General features: G+C 68.1%; 13 protein-coding genes. 11 read left to right on the top strand and 2 right to left on the bottom strand.

The features are described 5' to 3' along the window. Positions 1-405: 405 nt before the first annotated feature. Complete coding sequence (locus tag KA419_19185; protein MBP7868060.1) at positions 406-1,110, top strand: hypothetical protein; 705 nt, start codon at positions 406-408, stop codon at positions 1,108-1,110. Between the two features lie 361 nt (positions 1,111-1,471). Continuing rightward, positions 1,472-4,399, top strand: coding sequence for a DUF2135 domain-containing protein (locus tag KA419_19190; protein MBP7868061.1), 2,928 nt, complete (start codon positions 1,472-1,474; stop codon positions 4,397-4,399). Between the two features lie 894 nt (positions 4,400-5,293). On the opposite strand, the gene KA419_19195 is transcribed toward KA419_19190, so the two are convergent. Next, positions 5,294-6,211, bottom strand: coding sequence for a cysteine protease (locus KA419_19195; protein ID MBP7868062.1), 918 nt, complete (start codon positions 6,209-6,211; stop codon positions 5,294-5,296). A gap of 13 nt (positions 6,212-6,224) precedes the next feature. Further along, positions 6,225-7,217, bottom strand: coding sequence for a D-glycero-beta-D-manno-heptose-7-phosphate kinase (rfaE1, locus tag KA419_19200; GenBank protein MBP7868063.1), 993 nt, complete (start codon positions 7,215-7,217; stop codon positions 6,225-6,227). A gap of 445 nt (positions 7,218-7,662) precedes the next feature. Between rfaE1 and KA419_19205 the strand changes: the two genes are divergently transcribed. From KA419_19205 to KA419_19245, 9 genes are all read left to right on the top strand, one after another. Continuing rightward, complete coding sequence (locus KA419_19205; GenBank protein ID MBP7868064.1) at positions 7,663-9,279, top strand: CTP synthase; 1,617 nt, start codon at positions 7,663-7,665, stop codon at positions 9,277-9,279. A gap of 1 nt (position 9,280) precedes the next feature. Next, positions 9,281-10,153, top strand: coding sequence for a 3-deoxy-8-phosphooctulonate synthase (gene kdsA / locus KA419_19210; protein MBP7868065.1), 873 nt, complete (start codon positions 9,281-9,283; stop codon positions 10,151-10,153). Positions 10,154-10,305: 152 nt separating this feature from the next. Further along, the gene (locus KA419_19215; GenBank protein ID MBP7868066.1) at positions 10,306-11,094 is read left to right on the top strand and encodes an MBL fold metallo-hydrolase; all 789 of its coding nucleotides are present in this window, start codon (positions 10,306-10,308) and stop codon (positions 11,092-11,094) included. Between the two features lie 78 nt (positions 11,095-11,172). Further along, positions 11,173-12,513: an adenylosuccinate lyase gene (locus KA419_19220; protein MBP7868067.1), complete on the top strand. Its 1,341-nt coding sequence runs from the start codon at positions 11,173-11,175 to the stop codon at positions 12,511-12,513. A gap of 240 nt (positions 12,514-12,753) precedes the next feature. After that, positions 12,754-14,004, top strand: a complete 1,251-nt coding sequence (locus tag KA419_19225; GenBank protein MBP7868068.1) for a hypothetical protein — start codon at positions 12,754-12,756, stop codon at positions 14,002-14,004. A gap of 193 nt (positions 14,005-14,197) precedes the next feature. After that, positions 14,198-14,671 (top strand): hypothetical protein, encoded by a 474-nt coding sequence (locus KA419_19230; protein ID MBP7868069.1) that lies wholly within the window; start codon positions 14,198-14,200, stop codon positions 14,669-14,671. Further along, entirely contained in the window at positions 14,668-15,939 is a 1,272-nt protein-coding gene (locus KA419_19235; GenBank protein MBP7868070.1) for a beta-ketoacyl-[acyl-carrier-protein] synthase family protein, read from the top strand. Before KA419_19230 ends, KA419_19235 begins: the two co-directional genes overlap by 4 nt. Before the next feature lie 77 nt (positions 15,940-16,016). Beyond that, positions 16,017-16,241 carry an AbrB/MazE/SpoVT family DNA-binding domain-containing protein gene (locus KA419_19240; protein MBP7868071.1) on the top strand — a complete coding sequence of 75 codons (225 nt, stop codon included), beginning with the start codon at positions 16,017-16,019 and terminating at the stop codon, positions 16,239-16,241. Between the two features lie 328 nt (positions 16,242-16,569). Next, positions 16,570-18,117, top strand: coding sequence for an IS1634 family transposase (locus KA419_19245; GenBank protein ID MBP7868072.1), 1,548 nt, complete (start codon positions 16,570-16,572; stop codon positions 18,115-18,117). Positions 18,118-18,140: the final 23 nt, after the last annotated feature.

The following is an 18,140-nucleotide window of genomic DNA, read 5'->3' on the forward strand; positions in this document are numbered from 1 at the left end:
GGGAGGGGGCTTGGGGGGGTTTTCTGTTTTTTGTGTTGTCCTTGTATACCCCCCCCCCCTGGGGGGGGGAAAGGGGGGGGGGCGCCCCCCCCCCCCCCCCCGCAACGTCGGCATGAGCGCGACAGCCATCGCTTGCCCGCGAATCACGCGAATGAACGCGAAGCAGTGGTGATGACCTCGCAAAAAGTCCTGGTTGTGATCTCACCGAGGCACAGAGGCTTGGAGAAGAATCGTAAGGATTGTTGATTCTATTAAATACGATTTGCATTTCTCTGTGCCTCCGTGCCTCTGCGAGCGAAAAGGACGTTTTCGGGGATGTCACCCTGGCCGGATGGGTGAGCCCCGCCATGGTATACTGCCCCGAGTTTCCCCGCGCCACGCCGCGGGAACGCGAGGTGGCAGCCGATGCACGAAGACCTCCCGGAAAACCCTGACGGCGAAGATCCCGGGCTCGCCGCCGAACAGGACCGCCTCCTCCGTGAGCGTTTTCCCGGCGGCTTTCCGGGCTGCCTGGCCGGGGAGCGCTACCTGTGCAAGTGGTCCCGGGCTGCGGAGGCCTTCCCCGAATGGGACCAGGTCGCCGCGTGGCCGCGCCTTCACGTGGAGATCGGCTGCGGGAAGGCCCTGGGGCTCGTCGAGCAGGCCCGGTGCGAGCCGGGGGCCTTCCACCTCGGGATCGAGCGCTGCGCCGAACGCTTCCGCGCCGCCCTCCGCCGGGCCGAGCGGGCGGCCCTGCCGAACCTGCTGGTGGTGCGGCGCGACGCCGTCCCCCTGCTCGCGTTCAACTTCCCGGACCGATCCGTGGACCGCCTCGCGTTCCTCTACCCCGACCCCTGGCCCAAGGCGGGGCACGCCGCCCGCCGGTGGCACCTCCACCCCTTCGTCATGACCCTGGTCCGGGTGCTGAGGCCCGGGGGGAGCATCCTCGTGGCCTCCGACCGCGAGGGGTACGTGCGGGAAGCGGCGGCGGTCTACACCCTCCTCGGGCTGGCGGTGAGACGGCTCGGGCCCGTCCCCGCCGGCAGCCGCCGCAGCCACTTCGAGGTGAAGTACCTGGCGAGGGGGATGACCCTCCACGAAGCCCGGCTGGTGAAACCGGGGCCGGGGTAAAAGAGCCCCCCCGCCCCTTCCCCGGCCTGGCGAAAGGGCCAAAGGACCTAAAGGACCTAAAGGACCTAAAGAACCTAAAGGACGCAAAAGACGGGCAGCGCGAAAGCTTGACCTCTTCTCTTCGAGGTGCGAGCCGTCCTTTGGGTCCTTTATGTCCTTTAGGTCCTTTTGTCCTTTGATCGCCCCGCCTTGGGAGGTGCAGACATCCTGTCGCGGGGCCGTGCCCCCCCGCCTTCCCGCCGCGCCGGCCGGGGTTCGGGCTGCCGCCCCGAAAATTCCGCAAGCTCCGCCCCGCGATTTCGTCGTTGAAATTTGAGATCGGCCGGTTAGAATCTACGGCAACGATCCGAGGAGAGACACCATGGTCAAGAAGCTGTTCCTGCTGTCGTCGCTGGTGCTCTGGTTCACGGGCGCCCTGGTGGCCCAGGACGGGGAGCCCGTGCTCCTGGTGAAGGTCAAGGAGGCCCCCGAACCCCTGTCCGTCACCCAACTGAAGGTGGAGGTCCTCGTCTACGGCTTCCTCGCGGAAACCCGCATGATGATCACCTTCTACAACCCGCACGGCCGCGTCCTGGAGGGGGACCTCCAGTTCCCGCTGCCCGAGGGGGCCTTCGTGAGCGGCTACGCCCTGGACGTCAACGGGGTGATGGTTGACGGCGTGGCGGTGGACCGGGAGAAGGGCCGGGTGACCTTTGAAAAGGAGGTCCGCAAGGGCGTCGACCCCGGTCTCATGGAGTGGACGAAGGGGAACAACTTCCGGACGCGGGTCTACCCGATCCCGGCGAAGGGGACGCGGACGGTGATGGTACGCTACCTCTCGGAGACGGTCACGGCGGGCGGCCGGACCACTTACCTTCTGCCGCTGAAGCACAAGGCGCCGGTCAAGGCTTTCTCCCTCCGGGTGGAAGTGGTGAAGCCGGCGGCGGAGCCGCGGATCGTGAAGGGCCGCCTCGGTTCTTTGCAGTTCGCGCCCTGGCGCGAGAGCTTCGTGGCGGAAGCGAGCCTGGAGAACGCGGTGCCGGCGGAGGACCTGGAGATCGAGCTGCCGAAGGCCCAGACGAAGCGCGTGCAGGTGCAGAAGGGGTCCGACGGCCACACCTGGTTCTGCGTGAGCGACGTCCCCCCCGTGCCGAAGGCGTCGGAGGGCGCCCCACGGCACCCGAAACGCGTCGGGGTCTTCTGGGACGCCTCGGGGTCCCGGGAGGGGGCCCACGAGCGGGAACTGGGGCTGCTCAAAGCCTTCTTCGCCGCCCACGCCGAGGCGCCGGTCACCGTGGACCTGGTCTTCTTCCGCAACGAGGCCGAGGAGGCCCGGACCTTCACAGTGGAAAAGGGCGCGGCGGACGCGCTGCTGGCGGCGCGGCGGGAGGCGGTCTACGACGGCGGGACGCGGACGAGCGCCCTGGCGCCCTTCCCGGAGAGCCGGCGGCCGGATTTCTACCTGCTCTTCACCGACGGCTTGTCCAACTTCGGGAAGGCGGAGCCGCCCGCGTTCGACGCGCCGGTGTACGCGCTGACGGAGGACGTCCGGGCGGACCACCCGTTCCTGCGGCAGCTGGCGCTGAAAACGGGGGGCGACTACTTCAACCTGAAACAGGTGACCGACGCGGAGGCCCTCCGGGGGATCGGCAGCGAGACCTTCGGTTTCCTCCGGGCCGAGGTGTCCGGCGGCGGGGTCGCCGAGCCCTATCCGCAGGCGGTGACCCCCGTCCACGGGCGCTTCACCCTGGTGGGGCGCCTGTCGACGCCGTCGGCGACGGTGACGCTGTGCTTCGGCGCCGGCGGCCGCGTCACGCACCGGGAGACCGTGGAGGTTTCCGCCGCGGACGCTGCGGACGGTGACCTGCTGATGACCTTCTGGGCCCAGCGGAAGGTGGCGGAGCTGACGGTGGCGGCGAAGAAGAACGCGCGGCTCATCGCCGAGACGGGGAAGCGCTACGGCCTGGTGACGCCCGAGACCTCCCTGATCGTGCTGGAGCGGCTGGAACAGTACGTGGAGCACGGCATCGCCCCGCCGAAGTCCCTCCCCGCGATGCGGACGGAATTCGAGCGGCTGGTGGAGCAGAAGCGCCAGGCCGGCGAGCGGGAGCGCGAGGAGAAGGTCAACCACATCGTGGCCCTGTGGAAGGCCCGGGTCACCTGGTGGGAGACCGAGTTCAAGGTCCCCGCGAACTTCCGCTTCACCGACGCCGAGCGGGCGGACGACGGCACGCCGGAACCGTCTGCGTCGCGGTCGGAGGCCGCCATGGCGATGCCCTCGGTCGCACCGCCCGCGCCGGCCCCCCGGGAGGCGGAGGAGCGCGTGGTGGTGGCGTCGGCCGACGCCACCGCCGGAATGGGCGCGTTCGACAAGAAGGACAAGGAGAAGGCCGCCGGCCCGGCGGGGCCCGCCATCGCCGTGGCGCCCTGGGACCCGGACACGCCGTACCTCAAGGTCCTCAAGGCGGCAAAGCCGGAAGCGGCCTACACCGCCTACCTGGCCGAGCGGAAGAAGCACCGGCAGTCCCCGGCCTTCTTCCTGGACTGCGCCGAGTTCTTCTTCCGGGCGAAGCAGGCCGGCCTGGCCGTCCGGGTGCTTTCCAACGTGGCGGAGCTGGAACTGGAGAACGCCGCCCTGCTGCGGGTCATGGCCCACCGGCTGGCCCAGGCGGACCTCCTGGAGGACGCCGCGGACACCTTCGAGGAGGTCCTGCGCATCCGGCCCGAGGAACCGCAGTCCTGGCGCGACCTGGGGCTGGTGCTGGGGCGGCTGAAGCGCTACCCCCGGGCGATGGAGCTGCTCAACCACGTGGTCATGAACCGCTGGGACCGCTTCGACGAGATCGAGGTCATCACCCTGATGGAACTCAACGCCATGATCCCGAAGGCGAAGGCGGCGGGCGTCGACGCGATTCCCCTGGACGGCCGACTGGTGAAGCTGCTGGACGTGGACGTGCGCATCGTCCTCACCTGGGACGCCGACCTCACCGACATGGACCTGTGGGTCACCGAGCCCTCGGGGGAGAAGGCCATGTACAGCAACAACCGGACGCGGATCGGCGGCCTGGTTTCCCGCGATTTCACCCAGGGGTACGGCCCCGAGGAGTACTGCCTGCACAAGGCCATGCACGGGACTTACGTCATCGAGGCCAACTACTACGGCAACCGGGCCCAGACGCTGCAGGGGGCGGTGACGCTCCAGGTGGACGTGTACACCGACTACGGCCGGCCCACGGAGAAGCGCAAGTCACTCACCCTGCGCCTCGAGCAGGCGAAGGAGACCCTCAAGGTCGGCCAGATCGAGTTCTGAAGCCAGGACCAGAACAGGAAATTTGAAATCTGAGATCTGAAATCTAAGACCCGAAACCTAACCCGGATAAACCGGAAAGAAACCACGGATGGACACGGATGGGCATGGATCATCCGGACGCTCCAGAATAGAAAAAACTGGCGTTCTCGACCTCTCGCAAAGGCGCAAAGCCGGCAAGCCTCGCAAAGCCGGAAGCGGAAAAGGGGGATTCCCTTGCGAGGCTCTGCATCCTGGCGCCTTTGCGAGAGCTTCAGGAGCACAGAACGCCCACCTCGGCAACGGGTGGGTGTCCTGGCCCTGAATCTTTTGTTCCGTGCGGATCGTGCCCGCCACCCCTATGCCCCGTGCGGATCGTGGCCTTTCGTGTCTTCACCGCGCCGGGGTCGTGTACGCCGCGTCCCCACCCTGTCAGGATCATGCCCTCTGCGTCTTCGCCCCACCGGGATCATGCCCGCCGCGTCTTCACCCCGTCAGGGGTGAAATGTTTGTAGAAATAGCAGTTATAACAATCTCCTCCCCCGCGCGCCGCCGGCCGGGAGGGTGCTCCGTAGCACGGTTCACCCCCGGCGGCGCGCGGGGGGAATTAAAAATACCCGCTTTAACTACAAACATTTCACCCCTGACGGGGTGAGGACGTGATGGCGATCGACTCCTGGGGACGGGAAAACCCGCCCGGCAGCCCGTCTTCTCTAACGTCCCCCCGGCCCGCTAAGAAGCCGGATGCACGGAGAATCCCGGAAAGCTTTTACGCTTTTCCCTGGACGTCGCCTGGTAACCGTGGCCTCGGAAGGCAGCCGGAAACGACAACCTGCTGGTAAAAACGCAGCCGCTAAAGCGCCTATGACCGAAACCCGAGGCCCGAAACCCGAAACCCGGAATCCCGAGATTCAGGCTTCAGAGCTGGAAGGCGCCGGTGTCCACCCACTCGCATTTGACGAGGCACCACCAGTCCGCGGCGATCCCCCGGGTGACGTACTCGTAGGGAAGCCAGCCGTAGCCCTTGTCGCCCCACTCCTCCCCCCACGAGTTGCGGATCAGCAGGGCGCCCGTGGTCTCCGCACCGCCGGGCGAGGCGTTCCGGATCCGCCGGGCGTCGTCGTAACCGGCGGCCATGACGGCGTGCCCGCCGGTCACCCGCTCCCCGCGGGTCGGGAACGGGATTTCCCCGCTGGTTTCCGCCTGGGCCAGGGAACTGTAGACGCTGAAGCCGAAGACCGGCGCCAGCCCGGCGGCCAGGTTGGTCCTGACCTTGGCCAGCAGGTCCGTCCCCGAGAGGCCGGGCTCGTCCAGGCGGTAGTAGGTCAGCGCCTGGTAGTTGGCGGCGAAGGCGTAGCAGAACGCCGGCGGCTCCCGGTCGAACTTCCCCGTGTCGTAGGGCCAGTACTCCTCGGGCGGGACGCCGAAGAGCGCCAGGGCCCCGAGGGTGGACCGGAGGAAGGCCCCCGTGTCGCCCTTCAGGTGGGCGAGGGAGCGGGTGGTCTTGTAGAGGAAGAGCCGGGAGGCGTCCAGGTGCTTGCCGAAGGCCCGGCGCTCGGAGTATTCCACGGCGCCGACCCCGGCGTGGGCGGTGCAGGAGCCCAGGTCCCCCTGCCGCTCCACCGGGGAGCACCAGGGGCGCAGGTCCGCCGAGGCGGGGAGCGCGGCTTTCCGCCCCCGACCGATCCCGGCCTTGCGGAGCATGCCCCGCACCGAATCGCTCCGCCCCGCCCGGCGCACCCGGTCGGGGACCTCCTCCGACGTCGCGGTGAAGTCGCGAAAATCCGGCCAATCCGGGATCCAGCCCATCCGGCGGTTCGTGAGACGGTCTTCCATGGCCCCTCCTTGTTCAGCGGGTCAGGCTGAGGGCGAGTTCCTCCGGCTGCACCACGGCGGTGCCCAGTTTCCCCACCACGATGCCGGCGGCGTGGTTCGCCATGACGGCCGCGTCCTCCACGTTCACCCCCGCCGCCATGGCCAGGGTCATCACGGCGATCACGGTGTCCCCCGCGCCGGTGACGTCGAACACCTCCCGTGCGACGGTGGGGAAACGCCGGTGGAAACCGGACGCCCGGAACAGCGACAACCCCTCCTCCCCGAGGGTGATGACCAGGTTGTCGGCCCGGGTCTTCTTGAGCACCGCCTCGGCGGCCTGGCGGAGCGTGCGGTCGTCGCGGACCTCGATGCCGGCCGCCGCCGCGGCTTCCTTCTTGTTGGGCGTCAGGAGGGTCGCCGGCGTGTACATGGAAAAGTCCCGGGACTTCGGGTCGATGGCCACGAGGCGTCCCGCCCGCTGTGCCGTGGGGAGGACGGCGGCCAGCAGTTTCTCGTTGATCAACCCCTTGCCGTAGTCCGACACCAGGACCGCCTCCACCTCCTCCAGGTGGTTCTGCACGAACAAAACCACCTTCTTGAACAGCTCCACCGACATCGGCTGGGTCACCTCGCGGTCCACCCGGCAGACCTGCTGGTGGCCCGCGATGATCCGGGTCTTGGTGACGGTGGGTTTCCCGAGATCGATGAGGACCCCCCCCGAGCTCAACTTCAGCCGTTCCATCTCCTGGACGACGCGCTCCCCGGACGGGTCGTTGCCGATGACCCCCAGCAGGACGGGCACCCCGCCGAGGGCGCGGATGTTGGCCGCCACGTTCCCCGCACCGCCGAGGTGGTACTCCTCCGAGCGCATCGCCACCACGGGGACGGGCGCTTCCGGTGAAATGCGGTCCACGGCGCCCCGGATGAAGTGATCGAGGATGATATCCCCGATGACCAGGATCCGCTTTCCCCGAAACATTCGGATCTGCTCGTAGACAGGGTTGAAGAGCGATTCGTTTCTGGGCATTGAACGTCCTCGCGTCCAGGATGAGGGTCTTTCCGAAATCGTATCTTACACCGGACCGGACCGGCGATCAACGAGGGAAATGCACCGCCGGGGGGCGGCAGTCGCTTCGGCAGCCGGTGCGGCCTTCCGTTGCGGGCTTTGCGACATTGGCGAGAGCCGATCCGGATCATGATCTCGCCAAGGCGCAAAGCTCGCAAAGAACACCGGATCGCCGGGGATGCCGGCAAGGGGTACGAAAGCTCGCCTTCACCGGGTCGCCGCGCCGCCGGCAGAGACCTTCCGGAATATCGCTCTCACATCTGAATTCCCTGTTCGTGTGGTTCATGTGGTTCGTGGTTATTTTTAGGTTTATCCGGGTCAGGGGATTTCCCTTCGATTTGTCTTCACCGCCGGGAGCCCGCTCGGGTATAATGCGGTTTTTATCTTCGCCCGGTGGGGGTGAGGCATGGAATACCCGAAGTTCATTTTCGTCACCGGTGGCGTGTTGTCCTCACTCGGCAAGGGGATCGCGGCGGCTTCCATCGGCGCCCTGCTGAAAGCCTGCGGCTACACGGTCTCCATCGCCAAGCTGGACCCCTATCTGAACGTGGACCCCGGCACCATGAGCCCCTTCCAGCACGGGGAGGTCTTCGTCACCGACGACGGGGCCGAGACCGACCTGGACCTGGGCCACTACGAACGCTTCACCGGCGCCCGCCTGACGAAGGACCACAACCTGACCGCCGGGAAGATCTACCTCCAGGTGATCCGAAAGGAACGCCGGGGAGATTACCTGGGAAAGACCGTCCAGGTCATCCCGCAGGTCACCGACGAGATCAAGCAGGGGATCCTCAAGCTCTCCCGGAACTCCCAGGTCACCATCGTGGAGATCGGCGGCACGGTGGGCGACATCGAGAGCCTTCCCTTCCTGGAATCCATCCGCCAGATGCGCAACGAACTGGGCGAGAAACGGACCGTCTTCACCCACCTGACCCTGGTTCCCTTCGTCCGGACCTCGGGGGAGTTGAAGACCAAGCCCACCCAGCACAGCGTCAAGGAACTCCGGGAGATCGGCATCCAGCCGGACCTCATCCTCTGCCGCTGCGAGCAGGACCTCCCCGAGGACATCAAGGCGAAGATCTCCCTCTTCTGCAACGTCCGGACCGCCGACGTCATCTCGGCCGTGGACGTGAAGAACATCTACGAGGTCCCCCTGAAGTACCGCGACCAGGGCCTCGTGGAGCGTCTCATCCAGCGGCTGGACCTCCCGGCGCCCGCCGTGGACCTCTCCCGCTGGGAGGGGCTGATCCGGCGCATGGAGGCCCGCGCCGAGACCGTCACCGTGGCCATGGTAGGCAAGTACACGCACCTGATCGACTCGTACAAGAGCCTTTACGAGGCCATGGTCCACGGCGGCATCGCCAACGACGTCCGGGTGGACATGAAGTGGATCGACTCGGAGGAGATCACCCGCGACAACGCGGCTGAAACCCTGGCGGGCTGTCACGCCGTCCTGGTGCCGGGGGGCTTCGGCACCCGGGGCATCGACGGGAAAATCGACGCCATCCGCTACGCCCGGGAACGGAAGGTCCCCTTCTTCGGGATCTGCCTCGGCATGCAGTGCGCCGTCATCGAGTACGCCCGGAACGTCTGCGGTCTCCCCGAGGCCTCGTCCACCGAGTTCGACCCGGGCACCCCCGTGAAAATTTTCTACAAGCTCCGGGAACTCCTGGGGGTCGAGGAGATGGGGGGCAACATGAGGCTGGGCGCCTACGCCTGCCGTCTCCGGGAGGGGACGCTGGCGTCCCGGGTTTACGGGGCCGCCGAGGTGGGGGAGCGCCACCGCCACCGGTACGAGTTCAACCGGGCCTACCAGGAGACCTTGGAACAGAACGGGATGGTGGTCTCGGGCATCAGCCCCGACGAGAAATTCGTGGAGATCGTGGAGATCCCCGCCCACCCGTGGTTCTTCGGGTGCCAGTTCCACCCGGAGTTCAAGTCGCTTCCGCTGGAGCCGCACCCGGTCTTCGTGGACTTCATCCGGGCCGCGCTGCTCAACAAGCGCGGTAACCTCGGAGTGTAGAATGATCCAATCCTTCCAGGTCGGCAATGTCCGTGTGGGTGGCACCGAGGCCGCGCCGTTCTTCATCGCGGGCCCCTGCGTCATCGAGAGCGAGGCGCACGCCCTGCGCATGGCCCGGCTCCTGACGGAGATCTTCGGGCGGGTGGGCATCCCCTTCATCTTCAAGGCGTCCTACGACAAGGCCAACCGCAGCTCCATCCGGTCGTTCCGCGGGCCCGGCCTCGTGGAGGGGACCCGCATCCTGAAGACGGTCCGGGACACCTTCGGCGTGCCGATCCTCACCGACGTCCACGCCGTGCACGAGGTCGAAACGGCGGCGGAGGCGGCGGACGTCCTCCAGGTCCCGGCCTTCCTCTGCCGTCAGACGGACCTGGTGGTGGAGGCCGGGCGCTCGGGGCGCGTCGTGAACGTGAAGAAGGGGCAGTTCCTGGCGCCCTGGGACATGGGCAACGTGGTGGAGAAGATCCGCTCCACGGGCAACGACCGGATCATCCTCACCGAGCGGGGTCACACCCTGGGCTACAACAACCTGGTGGTGGACTTCCGCGCCTTCGCCATCCTGCGGGAGACGGGCTGCCCGGTGGTCTTCGACGCCACCCACGCGGTGCAGATCCCCGGCGGGCTCGGCGATGCCTCGGGCGGTGACGCCCGGTTCATCGAGCCCCTGGCGCGCGGGGCGGCGGCCTTCGGCGTGGACGGCCTCTTCTTCGAGGTCCACGACGACCCGGCGCGGGCGCTGTGCGACGGCCCCAACGCCCTGCACTCGGACCGGTTCGAGGCGCTGGTGCGGCGGATCCTGGCCGTCGCGAAGGCGACGAACGGCGAAGAGGGAATCCAGAATTCAGAATTCAGAATCCAGAATGGGGAAGGGTGATGTCGCTCCTCGCGAAGAGCCCCGGGAAGGAAGCGGAGCCGCCGTCACTCGTGCAGCTCGAACCGAACGTGAAGTTACCCTCTCCATCGAGCAGTCCACCGACTGCCTTCTGGATTCTGGATTCTGAATTCTGAATTCCTCCGGGGGTTCCCTTGCGCATCTGCATTCTCGGCAGCGGCAGCGGCGGCAACTGCACGGTCGTGTCGTCGGGGAGCACCCACCTTCTCATCGACTGCGGCCTTCCGTCCAGGCGGACGGTGGCGGCCCTCCGCGGCATGGGCATCGAACCCGGCGACCTGGCCGGCATCTTCGTCTCCCACGAGCACGGCGACCACGTCTACGGGCTAAAACCGTTCCTCAAGCACCACCGCGTCCCCGTTTTCCTGTCGGCGGCCACCTCGGCGGGCGTGACGGTGTCCGGCGTGGAAATGCGCCGGGAAACCTTCGTCGTCGGCGAGGACCTTTCCCTGGGCGACCTCGTGGTGACCCCCTTCCCCATTCCCCACGACGCGGCGGACCCCTGCGGTTTCCTGGTCCGCGGGGCCGACGCCCTCCTCGCTCACGTCACGGACACCGGGTGCCTCACGGAAGTGGTGAAACAGCGCATCCGCGGGGCGCACTGCCTGGTCATCGAGTCCAACCACGACGAGGAGATGCTCAAGGTCGGCCCCTACCCCTGGGACCTCAAGCAGCGTGTCCTGGGCCGGCTGGGGCACCTGAGCAACCGCGCCCTGGCGGACTTCCTCCTGGAGGACTTCGACGGCGTGGCCCGGACCGTGGTCCTCGCCCACCTCAGCCTCAAGAACAACCACCCGGAGCTTGCGCGTGTTTCCGCCCGGGAGGCCCTCGACCGCCGGTTCGGCGGCCGGGCGTCCCGCATCGAACTCCTGCTGACCCGCCAGGACGCCGCCACCCCCGTCATCCCCGTCCGCCCCGATTGACCCCGCGACGTCCTTTTTGACTTCTCCGTGCCCCTGTGCTAGCCTTGCGAGCTGCAACGACCGCACCAGGAGGTGACCGTGATCGCCCGATACACCACCCCGGAGATGGAGCGCCTGTGGAGCGACGAAAACCGTTTCCGCCGGTGGCTCGACGTGGAGATCGCCGTCTGCCGCGCCCTGTCCCGGCGCGGGATCGTTCCGCCCGACGCCCTCGCGGCCATCGAACGCAACGCGTCCTTCCGGGTCGATCGCATCGCCGAGATTGAGAAGACCACCCACCACGACGTCATCGCCTTCACCACGGCGGTGGCGGAGACGCTGGGAGAGGAGTCCCGCTTCGTCCACTTCGGCCTGACCTCCACCGACGTGGTGGACACGGCCCAGGGGGTGGTCCTCCAGGAGGCGTCGACCCTCATCCGCGCCGAGGTGGACGCCCTCCTCGACGCGCTCCGGGACCGCGCCTTCCGCCACCGGGGCACGCCGCTCATGGGGCGGACCCACGGCGTCCACGCGGAACCCACCTCCCTGGGGCTCAAGTTCGCCCTCTGGTACGCCGAGATGGAGCGCAACCGGGCCCGGTTCGACGCCGCCGCCCGGGCGGTGGCCTGCGGGAAGATCTCCGGCGCCGTGGGCACCTTCGCCCACCTGGAGCCGTCCGTGGAGGAGGAGGTCTGCGCCGAGCTGGGGATCGGCTTCGCCCCGGTGAGCACCCAGGTCCTCCAGCGGGACCGGCACGCCCACTATCTTTCGGTCCTGGCGGTGCTGGGCGGGACCCTGGAGAAGATCGCCCTGGAGGTCCGGCACCTCCAGCGCACCGAGGTCCGGGAGGCGGAGGAGCCCTTCCGCGCCGGGCAGAAGGGCTCGTCGGCCATGCCCCACAAGCGCAACCCCGTTAAGTGCGAGCAGGTGTGCGGGCTCGTCCGGGTGCTGCGGGCCAACGCCCTGGCGGCCATGGAGAACCAGGCCCTCTGGCACGAGCGCGACATCTCCCACTCCTCGGCGGAGCGCGTGGTGCTCCCCGACAGCACGACCCTGGCCCATTACCTCCTGCGCGCCCTCACCGGGATCGTCCGCGAAATGCACGTCTACCCCGAGGCCATGCGGAAGAACCTGGAGCTGAGCCGCGGGATGGCCTTCTCCGGGCAGCTCCTCCTGCAACTGGCCCTGGCCGGGGTGCTCCGGGAAACGGCCTACGCCTGGGTCCAGCGCAACGCCATGGCGGTCTGGGAGCGTGGGGCCGACTTTTTGGAACTCGTCCTGGCCGACCCGGACATCCGCGGCGCCCTGCCCGAGGAGAAGATCCGCGCCGTCTTCGACACGGCACACTACCTCCGCCACGAGGAGGCCGTCTTCCGCCGGGTTTTCGAGGCGAGGCAGCCCGGAGGCCGGAAACCGGAGACAGGAGAGGCCGATGTGTGATCGCTTCCGTGACCGGGGACCCTGCCGCCCCCGTCTGACCTGTCTGACTCGTCTGACCTGTCTGACACGTCTGACTGGTCAGACCCCTCAGACCTTCCGAACCCTGCCGAGCGCGTTGTTCGAAGCCGCCGGGCCGCTCCGGCGTTTCACCGTCACCCCGGCCGCCTTCCCACGCCGGGCGGGGCTCGTTGCCTGGTCTTCGGGCCCCGGTTTCCCGACTCCTCCCCCGAGGTCCCGGCCATGAGCGCCTCCATCGTGATCACCGGCATCGGCGCCTTCACCGCACTCGGCGGCACGGCAGCGGAAACCCGGGAGCGTTTCGCCGCCGGTGAGAGCGGCATCCGGCCCATCCGGCGCTTCGACGCCGCGGCGTTCCCCTGCGGGTGGGCGGCGGAGGCCGCGGACCCGGACGCGGAAGCCTTGGGCGTGCCCCCCCGCGACGCCCGGGTCACGGGCCCGGCCGGGCTCCGCTGCCTGGCGGCGGCCCGAGAGGCGCTGGGGATGGCCGGCTTGGGGTTCCCTCTCCCCGAGCCCGAGACCGCGGGGTTCTTCGCCGCCATGGGCGCGCCGGACCCCCTGCCGGAGGACCTCGCCGGCGCGGCGAGGCAAGTGCTTCCGGCCGACCCCGGCGCCGGACCGGGCCGGGCGATGACATCCCCTGACTGGCCGGCTTTCTACGCCGGCGCCTATCGCGAAATCCACCCGTTGTGGCCGCTGGGGATGCTCAACAACGTCGTTCTCTCCGTCGTGCCTTCCCTGTTGGGGGTCCGCGGGGAGAACGCCCTCTTCGCCCCGGCCGCCGACGCCGGTGTGTGGGCCGTCGCCGAGGCCGCCGACGCCCTGCGGGAAGGCCGCTGCACCGTGGCCCTGGCCGGCGGGGTGAACGTTCCCCTGTCCCCCCTGGGTCTCGCCCGGGCCCACATCCAGGCGGGGATCCCGGAGCGGAGCATCCCGGGGCCGGAGGACGAGGTCGTACCGGGCGAGGGGGCCGCCGTCCTGGTGCTGGAGGCCATGGAATCCGTCAACAAACGCGATGCCCGCCCGCTGGGGATCGTCTCGGGGTGGGGTTTCGCCGCGGGGGCCGACCCCCGCCGGACCGCCCGGGCCGCGGCGAAAGCCGCCCTGGCGGCGGCGGGGTTGACGCCAGGCGCGGTCGGCCGGATGGTTGTCGTCGGTGGTTTGAACCGGCACCAGGACGCCATGCTGGCCCGAGGGGCGGCCAAAGCCGCCGGCCGCGCGGGTGAGGGGAGCGATGCCCTCTTTCCGGCCCGGGCCCTGGGGAATCTCGAGGCGGCTTCGGTCCCCGTGGCCGTCGCTCTGGCACTGGAGGGGAGCCGGGTGCCTGCGGAATTGGCGTCGCCGGCACCGGGCGAGGGAGGGTCGGCACCCGGTCCGAGCCCGGCGGCGAACCGCCTCGCCCCGGGTCCGGTGCTGATCGTGGCGGGGTCCCCGGAAGGCCCCTGCGCCGCGCTGGTGCTGACCCCGTGCTGAGCAGCGGCCAGCACCGCTCCCCGGGCCCCGGGGCACCTCAGCCGCGCCACGCGGGGCCAGCCCGGGCCTGGCATCCGGCTCCGCGCCCCCGGGTCGTCCGCCCCCTGTCCTTTGGGTCGTTTTGGTCCTTTAGGTCCCTTTGTCCTTTCGCCCGATGCGCAACCCCCGGGCGATCCCGTTCCTGGAGTTCACCATGCGCTTCCTGTTCTACGACCGCATCACCGAGATCGAGAAAGGCCGCCGCATCGTCGGCGTGAAGGCCTTCGCGCTCTCCGAGGAGTTCCTCCGCGGGCACTTCTCCCGCCGGGCGGTCGTGCCCGGGGTGGTCCTGGTGGAGGCGATGGCCCAGGTGCTGGGGTGGGGCGTCATCCACGCCCACGACTTCAAGCTGACGGCCATCCTCTCCCTGGTGGACGGCGTGCGCCTCCACGAACCCCGCCTGCAGCCGGGCTTCACCGCCCGGATCGAGGGGGAGATCCTCTCCACCGGCAAGCGCGACTCCCTGGGCCGCGCCTGGGTGGAGGCGGACGGGAGGCGCCTGGCCACCCTGGAACGGATCATCTTCGCCCACTTCCCTGTCCCGGACCCCGAGCCGCTCCGCCGTCTCTTCCGTTACTACGCCGGGTCTGACGACCTCTGCGGGCCCGCCCGCGGGGGGCACGCGTGAGCCGCCGGCGCGTGGTGGTCACGGGGCTGGGGCTCGCCACGGCCCTCGGGCTGGACGTGGAGACCACCTGGGCCCGCGCCCTGGAGGGGGTTTCGGGAATCCGGCGCCCGGAAGGGCCGGAACTTTCCGGCGCCCCCGTGCACGGAGCCGGGATCGTGGCGGAAGACGACCTCACCGCCATCCGTACCGCGTTCCCCGACGAGGCCCGGCGGGAGGGCGAGCGGCGGACGCTCTTCGCCCTCTGGGCCGCCGCCCGCGCCCTGGAGGACGCCGGGCTGAAGCCGCCCCGGCGCACGGGGCTGGTTCTGGGCGCCGGGCTGGGCGTCCACCGACTGGAAGACGCGGCGGACTTCCTGGACCACGAGGGGCGGTTCGACCCCGGCCGTCTCGGCGCCGGCTACTCCCGGCTGCACCTCGAGACGCTGGCCCGCCACGCCGCCGACCGGACCGCCGCCGCCGTGGCCAGGCGGTTCGACCTCGAGGGCCCCTGCGCCACCGTCAACACCGCCTGCGCCTCGTCCACCCACGCCCTGGCCACGGCCCTGCGCCTCGTCCGGCGCGGGGAGGCGGACGTTGTCCTCGCCGGCGGGGCCGACTCCATGATCCACCCCGTGGGGATGGTCTTCTTCGTCCTGCTGGGCGCGGCCTCGGTGGCCGAAGGGGACCCGCGGACCCTCTGCCGCCCCTTCGACCGCAAGCGGGCCGGCCTGGTGATGGGGGAGGGGGCGGGGATCGTGGTGCTGGAGGCCGAGGAACACGCCCGGGCCCGCGGGGCGAGGGTCTACGCCGAACTGGCGGGCGCCGCCACCACCCTGGACGGCGGGCAGCTCACGGCGCCCCACCCCGGGGGGCGCGGTGCGGCGGCGGCCATGCGGGGCGCGCTGGCGGACGCCAGCCTGGCCCCGGCGGACGTCGCCTACGTCAACACCCACGGCACGGGGACCAAGCTCAACGACGCCGCCGAGACGCTGGCCATCCGCACGGTGTTCGGTCTGCGCGCGGACCGGCTCGTCGTCAACTCCTCCAAGCCCCTCTTCGGCCACCTCCTGGCGGCAGCGGGCGGGCCCGAGTTCGTCCTCACGATCCTGAGCGTGCGCGACGACCGGGTCCACCCCACCCTCAACCGGACGAACCCCGACCCCCGTTGCGACCTGGACTGCGTGCCGGAAGGCGCTCGGTCGGTGCAGGTGGACGCGGCCCTCTCCAACTCCTTCGGCTTCGGCAACCAGAACGCCTGCGTCGCCGTGCGGAAGTACCGGCTGCAATAGGCCACGCAACACGAGGAATACGTTTTTTTACGCATGTATTTCATGATATGATTTTCAAAAGAACCGGGGAGGACGCCTTGAAAGTCATGGAAAGAGGTCAGATCACGATTCCGAAAAAGTACCGGGAGCGGTACGGCATCACCCCCGACACGGAGATCACCCTGGTGCCGACCGAGGAGGGTCTGTTGATCGTCAAGTCGGGAACGGCCCGCACCCCGTTCCGGGACGTTTTCGGAATCCTCTGCAAGAAAGGCAGTTCCGACGCCGTCGTCCGGGAGATGAGGGGGTCGGATCATCCCTGACTTCCTGGTAGGCGCCTTCGCCCTCCACCAAGCGGACCAGCTGTTGACCCGGGACCGCGGGTTCTACCGGCACTGCTTCCAGGGGCTCCGCGTCGTCGAACCCTGACCCATGGGTTCTGCCTTCACTTTGCGCCTGGGCGAGATCAGGATCCGGGTCGGCTCACGCCAACGCGGAAGGCGCGCAAAGGGAAACCGCCTCAAGCTCGCGCAAGGACGCCAGGGCGCCAAGGGTGTTTTATCCTAAAATCCCCCCAAATTAATAACTAAGTGGACTAAGACCTTAAGAAAGAGCTTGACAAGGCGTTTTGCCATAGGTATTATTCTTACTATGGCATACATCATCAGGCAGAAGATCAAAGACCGGATTTACCTCTACGAGGTGGAGAGTTACTGGAACCCGGAGAAGAAGCAACCGAGGCAGAGGAGGAAGTACCTCGGAAAGGAAGATCCGCAGACCGGGGAGGCAATTGCCCCCCGCAAAGGGTTCCGCCCCCGAGCGGCTCGCAACTATGGCAACGCCTATCTGTTGCGACAGGTGGCCGAGTCCAGCGGACTGCGGTCGGTCCTGGCGGAAACATTTGGGGCAGACGCGGAACTGCTTCTGCAACTGGCTTGCTTCCAAGTGTCGGAAAGTCGACCGCTCTACCTGTTCCGCAGCTGGCAGGAGGGCAACCAAACGCCGCTCACGGAAGAGTATTCGTCGCAACGCCTGAGCCGTTTCGTGACGCGCCTGGGCGGGATGGACCGGGAGAGGGAGACTTTCTTCGGGCGGTGGATCGCACGGCAGGGGGCTCCGCGGGCGGTGGTCTTCGACATCACCTCGCTGTCGTCCTATGCCAAACTGGTGGACCTGGTGGAGTGGGGGTACAACCGGGACGGAGAAGGGCTGCCGCAGGTAAATCTGGGCATGGCGTTCGGTCAGCCGGCGAACCTGCCGCTGGCCTACCGGGTTTGGCCAGGGAGCGTGGCGGACGTGTCGACCCTGGCCACGACGACGACGTTCTTGCGGGAGTATGGGTTGCGTGAACTGTCCTATGTCCTGGACCGGGGTTTCTACAGCCTGGCCAACGTGGTGCGGATGGCGGCGGAGGGGGTTCGGTTCGTGGTTCCGGTGCCCTTTTCGTCGAAGTGGGCGATGGCCCTGGTGGCGAAGAACCGGAAGGGGCTGACGTCGGCCGTTAACGGGTTCTGCTTTCAGAAACAGTCGTTGAGCCACGTGAAAGCCCAGGTCGAGGTGGGCGGGAAAACGGTCTGGGCGCATATGTACTTCGACCGGAAGCGCCAGGCGGAAGAGGAGGCGAACTTCATCCGGCGGCTGGTGGAGATCGAAACACAGGTGGCCACCCACCGGTTCAAGGGGCGCAAGGCGGCCTCCATCTATCTCAACCGCTTGTGGAAAGGGGCGAACAGGCTCTTCAGCGTTTCCCTGCAGGACGGCCGGGTTGAACTGCGCCGCAAGCCGAAAGCGCTCTCCCGCCTGGTGAACCGCATGGGCTACACCCTCATGCTCTCGAACGAGGAAACCCTCGGCCGGGACGAGGTGCTGCTGGTTTACCGCCGCCGGGACGCCGTGGAAAAACTGTTCGACATCATGAAGAACGAACTCAGGGAGAACCGTTTGCGGGTGCACTCGCGGACGGCCGTGGAAGGGCGTCTTTTCCTGTGCTATCTGGCGATGATCCTCTACTCGTCCCTGGACAACGCCATGCGCGAACAGCAGCTGTACAAGCACTATACAGTCGCCGAAGTGCTGGCTGAACTCAAGACCCTGCGCTCCGTCGAAATGACGAGCGGTAAATCGTACCTGACGGAAATGACCAAACGCCAGCGCACGCTCTTGGAGAAACTCAAGGTGCCGCCTCCGCCGGTCACATAGTTATTAACTTCGCGGATTTTGGG

It is taken from the genome of Acidobacteriota bacterium, assembly GCA_018001935.1.
Taxonomy (GTDB): Bacteria; Acidobacteriota; JAAYUB01; order JAAYUB01; family JAAYUB01; genus JAGNHB01.